The organism is Bacillus sp. AR13-1, assembly GCF_008042285.1.
Classification (GTDB): domain Bacteria; phylum Bacillota; class Bacilli; order Bacillales; family Bacillaceae_G; genus Bacillus_A; species Bacillus_A mycoides.
Map to the genome: position 1 here is coordinate 418,629 of NZ_QNUA01000007.1, position 13,798 is coordinate 432,426.

5 protein-coding genes are annotated in these 13,798 nt (G+C 36.2%); 2 read left to right on the forward strand and 3 right to left on the reverse strand.

Annotation, left to right across the window (positions count from 1 at the left end; all coding sequences use genetic code 11):
- Positions 1-211: 211 nt before the first annotated feature.
- On the forward strand, positions 212-1,609 hold the full coding sequence (locus DN408_RS06560) for a M28 family metallopeptidase (RefSeq protein WP_078178202.1): 1,398 nt from the start codon (positions 212-214) through the stop codon (positions 1,607-1,609).
- Between the two features lie 523 nt (positions 1,610-2,132).
- Here the strand turns inward: DN408_RS06560 and DN408_RS06565 are convergent.
- From DN408_RS06565 to DN408_RS06575, 3 genes are all read right to left on the reverse strand, one after another.
- Entirely contained in the window at positions 2,133-8,867 is a 6,735-nt protein-coding gene (locus DN408_RS06565) for a Cna B-type domain-containing protein (RefSeq protein WP_370458375.1), read from the reverse strand.
- Positions 8,868-10,490: 1,623 nt separating this feature from the next.
- Positions 10,491-12,161 carry an arginine--tRNA ligase gene (gene argS, locus DN408_RS06570; RefSeq protein WP_002016342.1) on the reverse strand — a complete coding sequence of 557 codons (1,671 nt, stop codon included), beginning with the start codon at positions 12,159-12,161 and terminating at the stop codon, positions 10,491-10,493.
- Entirely contained in the window at positions 12,161-12,598 is a 438-nt protein-coding gene (locus DN408_RS06575; protein WP_002089794.1) for a YwiB family protein, read from the reverse strand. Before DN408_RS06575 ends, argS begins: the two co-directional genes overlap by 1 nt.
- Positions 12,599-12,746: 148 nt before the next feature.
- On the opposite strand from DN408_RS06575, the gene DN408_RS06580 reads away from it, so the two are divergent.
- Positions 12,747-13,787, forward strand: coding sequence for a S66 family peptidase (locus DN408_RS06580; RefSeq protein ID WP_078178089.1), 1,041 nt, complete (start codon positions 12,747-12,749; stop codon positions 13,785-13,787).
- Positions 13,788-13,798: the final 11 nt, after the last annotated feature.

The window sequence follows — 13,798 nt, forward strand, 5'->3', positions numbered from 1 at the left end:
TCATGCAATGTAGGAGCCTTCCAAACAGAAAGCGATCCTTCATTTAAAATGATAGCATACATATCTCCGCTAAAAATATGCAAATATGCATATAGCGTTTTTTATTTCTCAACATACATTTATTGAAAATTCATACATATAAAGGTAAAATAAAGTCGTTAACCGTCTTCTTTTGTCAGTCAGAGAGAATAGAAGAATGGGAGAGGAAAAAATGAGAAAATCACTGAAACAAAAAATAGTAAGCTCCTTGCTTGCTGTATCACTCGCCGTTAGCTTAGCTCCAATCGGACAAGCAAAAGCTGATTCCACGTCAGGAATTACACAGACTCCACCTATTACAAAACAAGTTGATGCAAACCGCGCCATCGAGCATATCCGTTTCTTATCCGAAACAATCGGTCCCCGTCCAGGTGGTACAAAATCAGAAGAATGGGCTTCTCGCTATGTTGGTATGAAGCTTAAATCAATGGGATATGAAGTAGAGTATCAGCCCTTTCAAGTGCCGGATCAATACGTTGGATTTATCGAATCACCATTAGGGACAAAGCGTAATTGGCAAGCTGGTGCTGCTCCAAATGCACTAATTTCTACAGAAGCTGTTACAGCTCCACTTATCTTTGTTCAAGGTGGTACAAAATTAGACGATATTCCAAATGAGGTAAACGGAAAAATTGTTTTATTCGAAAGAGGTGCAACAGTAGCAGATTATAATAAACAGGTTGAAAATGCTGTTAGTAAAGGGGCAAAAGGTGTTCTTTTATACAGCTTAATTGGCGGACGCGGAAACTATGGACAAACTTTCAATCCTCGCTTAACTAAAAAACAGGCTATCCCTGTCTTCGGTCTTGCTTATGCTCAAGGAAATGCATTTAAAGAAGAAATCGCTAAAAAAGAGACAACAATTCTTTCCCTAAAAGCGAGACATGAATCTAATTTAACATCCTTAAATGTCATCGCTAAAAAGAAACCAAAAAATAGTACAGGTAATGAAAAGGCCGTCGTTGTAAGTTCACACTACGATAGTGTCGTTGGAGCACCTGGGGCAAATGATAATGCTTCTGGTACAGGATTAGTATTAGAACTGGCTCGTGCTTTTCAAAATGTAGAAACTGATAAAGAAATTCGTTTTATTGCTTTTGGTTCTGAGGAAACTGGCTTACTTGGCTCTGATTATTATGTTAATAGTCTGTCCCAAAAGGAACGTGATCGAATTTTAGGTGTCTTTAACGCAGACATGGTTGCAACAAATTATGATAAAGCAAAAAATTTATATGCTATGACTCCTGATGGTTCTACAAACCTTGTAACAGATGCTGCCTTACAAGCAGGTAAACAATTAAATAATAACCTCGTTCTTCAAGGAAAATTTGGCTCTAGTGATCACGTACCATTTGCTGAAGTGGGTATCCCTTCTGCACTATTTATTTGGATGGGCGTCGATAGTTGGAATCCATTAATCTATCATATCGAAAAGGTATATCACACGCCTCAAGATAACGTATTTGAGAACATTTCACCAGAACGTATGAAAATGGCATTAGAGGTCATTGGTACAGGTGTCTATAATAGCCTTCAACCTACCGTGAAAACAGGACAAAAAGCCGCTTAACACTATTTCAAACTACCGATTAATCGGTAGCTTTTTATTAAGGAAAAATAAATATGTAAAAAGGCATATTTATTACATGGCATTACCATATAGAATAAAAAATTCAAATATATGCATAATAACATATTTATTACACAACTTATCATGTATAATAAAAATTGCAATATAATCATAATAAAATATCCATTACATAGTACTACCATGTAGAATAAAAATTGTAATAATAGTGAGTACATCTAATAAAGAGGCTCTTCCATTATGAAAAAATTATTCTTGCAGTTTTATTATCGCTTTAGAGCCGCTTATCTCTATGAAAGCTGACCATATTATTGGGCCGCTGATTGAGTCCAACTTGAAACTGTTCTCTTTTTTCTATAAAAAAAACCCTTCAGGTTGCATTCTTCCCTTCACTTTATCGTGAAGTGTTTTTGAATACTTACCTAAAGGGAGCAATATCAATAGTAATTTTTTAATTTATCTGCTACTCAGATTACGATGTAATCAATAATCTAAAGCTTTTTTATTATTCTATTCGCTGACGAGCGAATAGAATTCCACCTAAAAGGAACAATACCATACCTCCAAGAATTGAAATCATTTCTGCTGATGTTCCTCCTGTGTTAGGAAGTAATGTTGGCTTATCATTTTCTTTATTAGGTGGAACTTTTGAATCGCTATTTTTGTCTGTATTTGTGTTTGGATCTGTGCTTGGATCTTTTGGATCTGTGCTTGGATCTTTTGGATCTACACCTGGTTCGTCCTTGATTTTTGTATTCGTGATGTCATAACCATTTACTTCGGATTTGTATCCCGCTACTGGTTGTTCTTTCACTTCATACTTGTACGCCTTACCTTCAGCATCATATGCTGCTAAATCTTTAAATTCATATTTCCAATCACTTTCTGTACTCACTTCTTGTGTTGCGATTACTTGGCCACTTTGTAGTAAGTCTACTTTAATCATTGAAGGACGTTCTTTCGCATTATCGTCTTTCCACGTTTTCGTTCCTTCTACTTTTGTTTGACCAACCTTTGTATTCGTGATGTCATAACCATGTACTTCTGTTTGATATCCGTCTACTGCTTGTTCTTTCACTTCATACTTGTATGCTTTTCCGTCTGCATCATATGCTGCTAAATCTTTAAATTCATATTTCCAGCCTGTTGCTTTGCTTACTTCTTGCGTCGCAATCACTTTACCGCTTTGTAGTAAGTCTACTTTAATTGCTTTCGGACGATCTTTCGCATTATCGTCTTTCCACATTTTTGTTCCTTCTACTTTTGTTTGGCTTACTTTTGTATTCGTGATGTCATATCCTTTGACTTCGGATTGATATCCATCTACTGGTTGCTCTTTCACTTCATACTTATATGCTTTTCCTTCAGCATCATATGCCGCTAAATCTGTAAACACATATTTCCATTCGCTTGCTGCGCTCACTTCTTGTGTTGCGATTACTTGGCCATTTTGTAGTAAGTCTACTTTAATCATTGAAGGACGATCTTTCGCATTATCGTCTTTCCATGTCTTCGTTCCTTCTACTTTTGTTTGGCCTACTTTTGTATTTGTGATGTCATTACCTTTGACTTTTGATTGATATCCGTCTACTGCTTGTTCTTTCACTTCATACTTGTAAGCTACACCATTCTCATCATATGCTGCTAAATCTTTAAACGCATATTTCCATTCGCTTGCTGCGCTCACTTCTTGTGTTGCGATTACTTGGCCATTTTGTAGTAAGTCTACTTTGATCATTGAAGGACGATCTTTCGCATTATCGTCTTTCCATGTCTTCGTTCCTTCTACTTCTGTTTGGCCTACTTTTGTATTTGTGATGTCATTACCGTTTACCTTAGATTTGTATCCGTCTACCGGTTGTTCTTTCACTTTATACTCGTAAGCTACACCGTTTGTATCGTATGCTTGTAGGTTTTCAAATGTGTACTTCCAATTTGTTGCTGCTGTTACTTCTTTTGTGTTTACTACTTTACCATTTTGTAGTAAGTCTACTTTAATTGCTTTCGGACGATCTATTGCGTTGTTATCGTTCCAAGTCTTTGTTCCTTCTACTTTCGTTTCGCCTACTTTTGTATTTGTGATGTCATATCCTTTGACTGCGGATTGATATCCATCTACTGCTTGTTCTTTCACTTCATACTTATATGCCTTACCTTCAGCATCGTATGCCGCTAAATCTTTGAATTCATATTTCCAGCCTGTCACTTCTGTTACTTCTTGTGTTGCGATTACTTGGCCATTTTGTAGTAAGTCTACTTTAATCATCGTCGGACGATCTTTCGCATTATCGTCTTTCCACGTTTTCGTTCCTTCTACTTTTGTTTGACCAACTTTAGTATTCGTGATGTCATAACCATGTACTCCTGTTTGATATCCGTCTACTGCTTGTTCTTTTACTTCATACTTGTATGCTACTCCGTTTGCATCGTATGCTTGTAGGTTTTCAAATGTGTACTTCCAATTTGTTGCTTTGCTTACTTCTTTTGTGTCTACTACTTTACCATTTTGTAGTAAATCTACTTTAATCATTGTTGGACGATCTTTCGCATTATCGTCTTTCCATGTTTTCGTTCCTTCTACTTTCGTCTTGCTTACTTTTGTATTCGTAATGTCATATCCTTTGACTGCGGATTGATATCCGTCTACTGGTTGTTCTTTTACTTCATACTTATATGCCTTACCTTCGGCATCGTATGCCACTAAATCTGTAAACGCATATTTCCATTCGCTTGCTGCGCTTACTTCTTTTGTATCGATTACCTTGCCATTTTGTAGTAGGTCGACTTTGATTGTTTCTGGACGCCCTTCACCGTTTCCGTCCTTCCATACCTTCGTTCCTTCTACTTTTGTTTGACCAATCTTTGTATTCGTGATGTCATAACCTTTTACTTCGGATTTGTATCCGTCGATTGGTTGTTCTTTCACTTCATACTTGTATGCCTTACCTTCGGCATCATATGCCGCTAAATCTTTGTATTCGTATTTCCAGCCTGTTGCTTTACTTACTTCTTGCGTCGCAATCACTGTACCATTTTGTAGTAGGTCTACTTTAATCATTTCCGGACGATCTTTCGCATTATCGTCTTTCCATGTTTTCGTTCCTTCTACTTTTGTTTTGCCAACCTTTGTATTCGTGATGTCATAACCTTTTACTTCTGTTTGATATCCGTCTACTGCTTGTTCTTTCACTTCATACTTATATGCCTTGCCTTCGGCATCGTATGCCGCTAAATCTGTAAACGCATATTTCCATTCGCTTGCTGCGCTTACTTCTTTTGTATCGATTACCTTGCCATTCTGTAGTAGGTCGACTTTGATTGTTTCTGGACGCCCTTCACCGTTTCCATCCTTCCACACCTTCGTTCCTTCTACTTTTGTTTGACCAACCTTTGTATTCGTGATGTCATAACCTTTTACTTCTGTTTGATATCCGTCTACTGCTTGTTCTTTCACTTCATACTTGTATGCCTTACCTTCGGCATCATATGCCGCTAAATCTTTGAATTCATATTTCCAACCGCTTGCTTCTGTTACTTCTTGTGTTGCGATTACTTGGCCATTTTGTAGTAAGTCTACTTTAATCATATTTGGACGATCTTTCGCATTATCGTCTTTCCACGTTTTCGTTCCTTCTACTTTTGTTTGACCAACTTTAGTATTCGTGATGTCATAACCATGTACTTCTGTTTGATATCCGTCTACTGCTTGTTCTTTCACTTCATACTTGTATGCCTTACCTTCGGCATCATATGCCGCTAAATCTTTGAATTCATATTTCCAACCTTTTTCCGCTGTTACTTCTTGCGTTGCGATTACTTGGCCATTTTGTAGTAAGTCTACTTTAATCATCGTCGGACGATCTTTCGCATTATCATCCTTCCACGTTTTCGTTCCTTCTACTTTTGTTTTGCCTACTTTTGTATTCGTGATGTCATTACCGTTTACTTCCGATTGATATCCGTCTACTGCTTGTTCTTTCACTTTATACTCGTAAGCTACTCCGTTTGCATCGTATGCTTGTAGGTTTTCAAATGTGTACTTCCAATTTGTTACTTCTGTTACTTCTTTTGTGTCTACTACTTTACCATTTTGTAGTAAGTCTACTTTAATCATCGTCGGACGATCTTTCGCATTATCATCCTTCCACGTTTTCGTTCCTTCTACTTTCGTTTCGCCTACTTTTGTATTTGTGATGTCATTACCTTTGACTTCCGATTTATATCCATCTACTGTTTGTTCTTTCACTTTATACTCGTAAGCTACTCCGTTTGCATCGTATGCTTGTAGGTTTTCAAATGTGTACTTCCAATTTGTTGCTTCTGTTACTTCTTTTGTGTCTACTACTTTACCGTTTTGTAGTAAATCTACTTTAATCATCGTCGGACGATCTGTTGCGTTGTTATCGTTCCAAGTCTTTGTTCCTTCTACTTTCGTTTCGCCTACTTTTGTATTCGTGATGTCATAACTGCTTACGCTAGATTTATATCCCGCAATCGGTTGTTCTTTCACTTCATACTGATAAGCTACTCCATTCGCATCGTATGCTTCTAAATCTGCAAATATATATTTCCAACCCATTACTGCTAGTACATCTTGTGTTTTGATTACGTTACCGTTTTGTAGTAAGTCTACTTTGATCATTGCCGGACGGTCTATTGCATTTCCGTCTTTCCACGTCTTTGTTCCTTCTACTGTCAATTTTGCTACTTTTGTGTTTGTAATGTTGTAGCCATTTACTTCCGATTTGTATCCCGCTACTGGATGCTCTTTTACTGTGTACGTATAAGGAACACCATTTGCATCATATCGTGCTAAGTCTGCAAATGTATAATTCCAACTGGTTGCTTCTGTTACATCTTGTGTTTGAATTACATTGCCATTTTGCAATAAGTCTACTTTGATTGTTGTTGGTCGATCTGATGCATTGTTGTCATTCCAAGTTTTCGTTCCTGCTACTGTTGTTTTTGCATCTTTTGTATTCGTAATGTCATATCCTTTTACTTCGGATTGATATCCATCTACTGCTTGTTCTTTCACTTCATACTTGTACGCTTTTCCTTCGGCATCATATGCCGCTAAATCTTTGAATTCATACTTCCAACCGCTTGCTTCTGTTACTTCTTGCGTTGCGATTACTTTATCGTTTTGTAGTAAGTCTACTTTGATTGTTTTCGGACGATCCGGTGAATTGTTATCCTTCCACGTTTTCGTTCCTTCTACTTTTGTTTGACCTACTTTTGTATTTGTAATGTCATAACCTTTTACTTCGTATTGATATCCGTCTACTGCTTGTTCTTTCACTTCATACTTGTATGCCTTACCTTCGGCATCGTATGCCGCTAAATCTTTGAATTCATATTTCCAACCTGTTGCTTCTGTTACTTCTTGTGTTGCGATTACTTGGCCATTTTGTAGTAAGTCTACTTTAATCATCGTCGGACGATCTTTCGCATTATCATCCTTCCACGTTTTCGTTCCTTCTACTTTCGTCTTGCCTACTTTTGTATTCGTGATGTCATAACCTTTTACTTCTGTTTGATATCCATCTACTGCTTGTTCTTTCACTTCATACTTATATGCCTTACCTTCGGCATCATATGCCGCTAAATCTTTGAACTCATACTTCCAACCGCTTGCTTCTGTTACTTCTTGCGTTGCGATTACTTGGCCATTTTGTAGTAAGTCTACTTTAATCATATTCGGACGATTTTCCGCATTTCCGTCCTTCCATGTTTTCGTTCCTTCTACTTTGGTTGTTTGTACCACTTTTGTATTTGTAATGTCATAACCATTTACTTCTGTTGTGTATCCATCTATCGGTTGTTCTTTTACTTCATACTTGTACGCCACTCCATTTGCATCATAGACTGCTAGGTTGTCAAATTTGTATTTCCAACCATCTGCCGCTGTTACTTCTTTTGTGTCTACTATTTTCTCATTTTGTAGTAATTCTACTTTGATTGAACTTGGACGATCTTTCTCGTTATCGCCTTTCCACATCTTCGTTCCTGAAACAGATGTAGTTTTCACTTTATTTGGAATATCCAGTTCGACTCCATTTTCATCATCTGATTTTATTTCAAACTCTACTTTTTTCTGAGGATCGAAATCAATATAGTCTGGAGCTGAAACCTCTTGTACATAATATTTACCTGGTGATAATTGAGGAGTTTCAACTATCCCTTTTTCATTTGTTTTATATTCGCCCCCAACTTGTTCACCAGACTCTTTATACAACTTAAACGAAACATTCGGAATTACTTTTTCTTTATTTCCTTCAATATGTTTAACAATTTTCAGCTTTCCTTTTGGAACCTTGTTACCAGTAGCACCACCACCAGCTGTCATATTTTCGACTGGATGAGTACCCGATTCAGTAACTGGTTCTTTGTTTAGGACTTGGTAATCAATCGTATAATCATTCTTAAAAAACTCTTGCTTCTTCCCAGCTTCCGTTATAGTAGATGTATAACCAATCGTAAAGGCAGCAAGACGTGCTTTATCCTTATTAAGCATAACTTTAAATGATCTGTCTCCAGTAAAGGTAATCGTTCCGTAACCTTGCTTTTCAAACTCTTGTAGCGTTAAAGATCGACGACCTAGATAATCATCTACACTTATATAGAAACTATCCTTATTAAGTGTTTGACCTTCCTGTAAATTATCAGTCACAACAATATCACGACTTAACTCTTCTTTATTTAAATTTATATTCAAGAACCAACGTACTTCATTGTCCTTACCTGAGTTCATATCACCAGTTTTATAAAAAAACGGTGGCTTTCCAGGATCTGTGCCACCACCACTACTTGGACCGGTAATTGTTACAGACTGCTTATCTACAGTTGTACCAAAATTGGTTTCAATCTCTTTCTTTTGATCCGTTCCTACATTAGTAGCTTCCACGAAAAAGTTTAAATACCCTTGAATATTTTCATATGTATCCACTTTATCATTAAATGTACATACCACAGTACCTGCTGTAACTTTACAAGTACCATAGTCATTTAATAGAAACTCGCTATTTAATCCTTTTAACTCTGGAGGCAGTGTTAATGTTAGTGTGTCTCCAGGCTTCAGCCTAAGTCCATCTTTTTCACTGAAGTTTACAGTTACTTTAGTCCTTTCTGTGGTACTTAGATTTGTTTTACCAATCTGAAAACTATCCACAAGTCCTGCTGTGTTTAGCTCTTGTGCATTTGCTACTATAGGTAAAAGACTTTGACCTATAGTAAACATAAAAATCATTATAATCGAAAAAATCGAAGTAACTCTTTTTAAATACATATTTTATGTTATCCTCCTATAAAATTAAAAATAGATAGATCCTGGTACAAGCATACTATGACAAAGATTCTACTATTCAATGTCATTAAGCCACTTTACTAAAACTTGTTTGACAGCTATTATCATCTTTTTCTCTTTTTCAATCCTTCTACTACTTAAAAAATTGCAGTTTGACTTTTATATAGATTCATCTAATTTCTCCGACATTTTATTTATCGTATATACTGTTTAACAAAAACAGATACAGGACAAATTTTGATAAAGGAATTCAAATTACAAATACCCATGAACGAACAAACAACTTCAAAGTCAGAAGAAGACCACTCAACAAGCACTCACGATAAAACTCATGACGGTCATTGTCTTATTATGCTGTAGAGTTTCCGAAATTTCTCCATACCAACGCAAACGTTTGCTCTATAAATGCGAAAATTTCATTGTCGACAAGTATGGAAGAGCTACTTCACAGTAAATATGCATTTGGTCAACTTCCTTACTTATCCTCATAAAGAATAACAAGAAGTACAATCTATAATCGAATTTAGCATATCAGCCGAAGAAGGTTACGACTGTGAAACATGCTAGGATACTCGTATTCTAAAAGATGTTATTGAAGATGCATTTTCTGCCATTATGAGTTGAGGTGAAATTGGCCATATGTTAAAACATTTTGTGTTTAGTTACACAGCCGACCTACACACCGAAACAAGTAGAACAAGAAGCGTTCCACCGCCAGCATTATATAATTAAAAACGCTCTGGATGAAGTATTGTTTGCCTATGCAAGATGATAGTCATATTCTCCAAATTTGAATACAGTGGACCGAATTTGGGGGTAACTAAAAAAGAGTATGATTGTCAACTGATTTCATGTAAATCGTATAGAAATACGAAATTCAGCCTTTTCATTTTTGGAGTATATAAATGAGTGTCGAGAAAAAACCCTTTTCCTAATGGGTTCCATGGCTATGTCGAAGAATTAAAATGAGCTTATATATGATGATAATATCAAAACCGAGAAATTTATATCCTTTCATTATTTTTTATCAAATCATGAAACCTTTAATTGTACTATATGTACTATTTTAAACATACCACCCCTAGTTTCTTGACTAAGTTGGAAGTTTTCAAGATTAATTACTAATTGTTTAAATACTTGGTTAGATGAATTGTTCTTTTAGTATTTGGCATAGCTGTAACAATGTTTTTTACAACAATCACACCATTTTCTAGTAACATTCCACCAACTAATAATACATATATGGATTTTTGATAATCTTACCCCCAACAGTCTATTATTCTAGAATCGTTCCTAAAAATCAATAGTTAATTGGTATTTTACTATTTTCACTCCATTACCATAACATATATTTGTCACATGTATTTAGATTAGAAAATTGGCACAGAAAAAGAGATAGCTTTGCCATCTCTTTTTCTGTTTCAACTTTCCCTTATCAAGCCACACGACTTTTCGGTGCTCTTCTTTCTTTGACTTCTGATCAGTCTATAGACTGATCAGAAGTTTATATATCAACTTGTATATCAATTCTAAACAAAAATAGACATCTTTTCTTTATTACATTTTTTCTGGTGCAGATACTCCTACGATTGCTAATGCATTTTGAAGTGTCGTGCGTACTGCTTTCATTAATTCGTAACGAGCTTTACTTAATTCTAAGTTATCTTGGTTTAATACTTTTTCTGCATTGTAGAAGCTGTGTAATGCTGCAGCTAATTCAAATGCATAGCTTGTAATGCGGTGTGGCAGACGTTTTTGCGCTGCATCCGCAACTACAGCTGGGAATTCACCAAGTTTTTTCAGTAACTCTACTTCTTTCTCAGAAGTAACAAGTTTGTAATTTACGTCTCCGCCTGTAGCTAATCCTAACTCTTCACCTTGACGAAGGATACTGCATACACGAGCATGTGCATATTGTGCATAGTATACTGGGTTTTCATTAGATTTTGATACAGCTAAGTCCATATCGAAGTCTAAATGAGAATCACCGCTACGCATTGCGAAGAAGTATCGCATTGCGTCCACGCCTACTTCTTCCATAAGCTCACGAAGTGTAACTGCTTTACCTGTACGCTTACTCATTTTCATTTTTTCACCATTTTGGTACAGTTGTACCATTTGGATGATTTCTACTTCAAGTGTTTCTTTATCGTAACCTAGTGCTTGAATAGCAGCTTTCATACGAGGAATGTAACCGTGGTGGTCAGCACCCCAAATGTTGATTAGCTTATCGAAACCACGCTCTAATTTATCACGGTGATAAGCGATATCTGGCGTTAAGTATGTGTAAGAACCGTCATTTTTAATTAATACACGGTTTTTGTCGTCACCGTAAGTCATTGAACGGAACCAAGTTGCTCCGCCTTCTTCAAAGATTTCGTCACGCTCTTTTAATACAGCAAGAGCCTGATCAATTTTTCCGTTTTTGTATAATGATGTTTCTGAGAACCACACATCGAAGTTAACACGGAAGCTTGCTAAATCTTTTTGAAGTTTTGCTAACTCATATTTTAAACCGTATGAACGATAGAATTCATAGCTTTCTTCTGCATCAGCTTTTGCATAACGATCGCCAAACTCTTCAGCTAAGCGTTTACCAATTCCAATGATGTCCGCACCATGGTAACCGTCTTCTGGCATTTCTTTCTCTAAACCTAAAGCTTGCATGTAACGAGCTTCAACAGAAAGAGCTAAGTTATGAATTTGGTTACCAGCATCATTAATGTAGTACTCACGAGATACATCATATCCTGCTTTTGCTAATACGTTACATAAAGTGTCACCTACTGCCGCACCACGTGCATGTCCTAAGTGAAGATCGCCTGTTGGATTCGCAGATACGAACTCAATTTGTACTTTTTCACCTTTACCAGTATTCGTTTCACCGTATGCTTCACCAGCGTTGACGATTGTTGGGATTAAGTCTGTTAAGTAGCTATTATCCATGTAGAAGTTAATGAAACCAGGACCAGCGATTTCAATTTTTTCAATAGAAGCTTTTGCTTTATCGAAGTTTGCAACTAATTCTTCTGCAATCATACGAGGTGCTTTTTTCGCAACGCGTGCAAGTTGCATTGCCATATTTGTAGAGAAGTCACCATTTGTTTTATCTTTTGGAGATTCTAATACAACGTTTGGAATTTGTTCTTCTGTCGCTAGTTCTGCCTTTAATACAGCAGCTTGAATTTCTTCTTTAATCAATCCTTTTACTTGTTCTAAAGAATTCATTATTTTGCCTCCTTCAAATTAAGTGTAATTGTATATCTGCCAGCTTCTTGTTCACTTAGAAGCAATGCGTACGTTAAGAAGAGTTGTCCTTTTTTCTTTTCATCCGACCATTTAAAAAGAACGTTATCAGTTTTCGTTTGCAATGCAAACGTACCAAGTTCACTCGTATACGTACCAGTTGTCCATTCACCTTTCACATGCGTCTGACGCATAGAAATAGCACCTGAACGCATAATGAGAACTTGTTCATCTTGAATTTTAATAATTGTTTTCACTTCGCCTTGTTCGTTCGGCTCTTGGAATGTTATATATGTACCTTGACCTTTTACATAGTATTGACCATTTGCTTCAAAAGCAACGGTTTCCTTCCTCGCCCCTTCACGGATTTCTGTTACGAAATGAACGTGTACCGGCAAGCCTGCAAGTTGTTTCTTCACGTCTTGCACACCCTTCAAATGTTATAGATATTAAATACTACTTATAATAAATCACTTTTCCTATCATATCAAAAAAAGACTCTGTCTGTCTGCTGAAAAATCAGGAAAACTCCTTTTCAAAAAATAATTCACCTTCACTTTATTTCATATGTTAAAATATTTTTTAAATCTAAATATTCTTTCATTTCAAGGGGTGAATTTGGTGCTACTAACAAAATTAAAAAAAGATGATGAAATAAGGGTTATTTCACCATCTTGTAGTTTAAGTATTGTCTCAAATGAAAACAGAGACCTTGCTATAAAAAGATTAACCGACATAGGCTTTCAAGTTACATTCTCAAAATATGCTGATGAGATAGATCGATTCGCTTCCTCTTCTATTTCTTCACGAGTTCAAGACCTCCACGAAGCATTTAGAGATCCTAATGTAAAGGCCATTTTGACGACACTTGGCGGATACAACTCTAATGGTTTATTGAAACATCTCAATTATGATTTAATTCGAGAAAATCCGAAAATTTTCTGCGGTTATTCTGATATTACCGCTTTAAGTAACGCGATTTATGCTAAAACAGGCTTAGTTACATATTCAGGTCCTCACTTCTCTTCATTTGGAATGGAGAAAGGACTCGATTATACGACCGATTACTTTTTAAAGTGCTTAACTTCTCATGAACCTATTGAAATCCTACCATCTGAAACATGGAGCGATGATTCTTGGTATATGGATCAAGAAAATCGAGAATTTATTAAAAATGAAGGATATGTTTCGATTCAAGAAGGAGAAGCTACAGGGGATATTATCGGCGGAAATATGAGCACTTTGAATTTACTACAAGGTACACCATATATGCCAAGCTTAAGAAATAAAGTTTTATTTCTTGAAGAAGATAGTTTAACGGGAAAAGCTACACTTAAAACTTTCGATCGATATTTACATTCTCTTATGCAGCAAACTGATTTTGAATACGTAAAAGGCATCGTTATAGGAAGAATGCAAAAAGGAACAGAATGTATGATAGAGGACATTCAAGAAATGATTGCTTCAAAGCCTGAACTTGCTCATATCCCTATTATTGCGAATGCCAGTTTCGGACATACAACTCCAATCTTTACTTTCCCAATTGGCGGAAGGGCAAAAATCATTTCTAATAAAGAAAGTTCAGCTATCACCATTTTAACGCACTAAAAAAGGAGCGA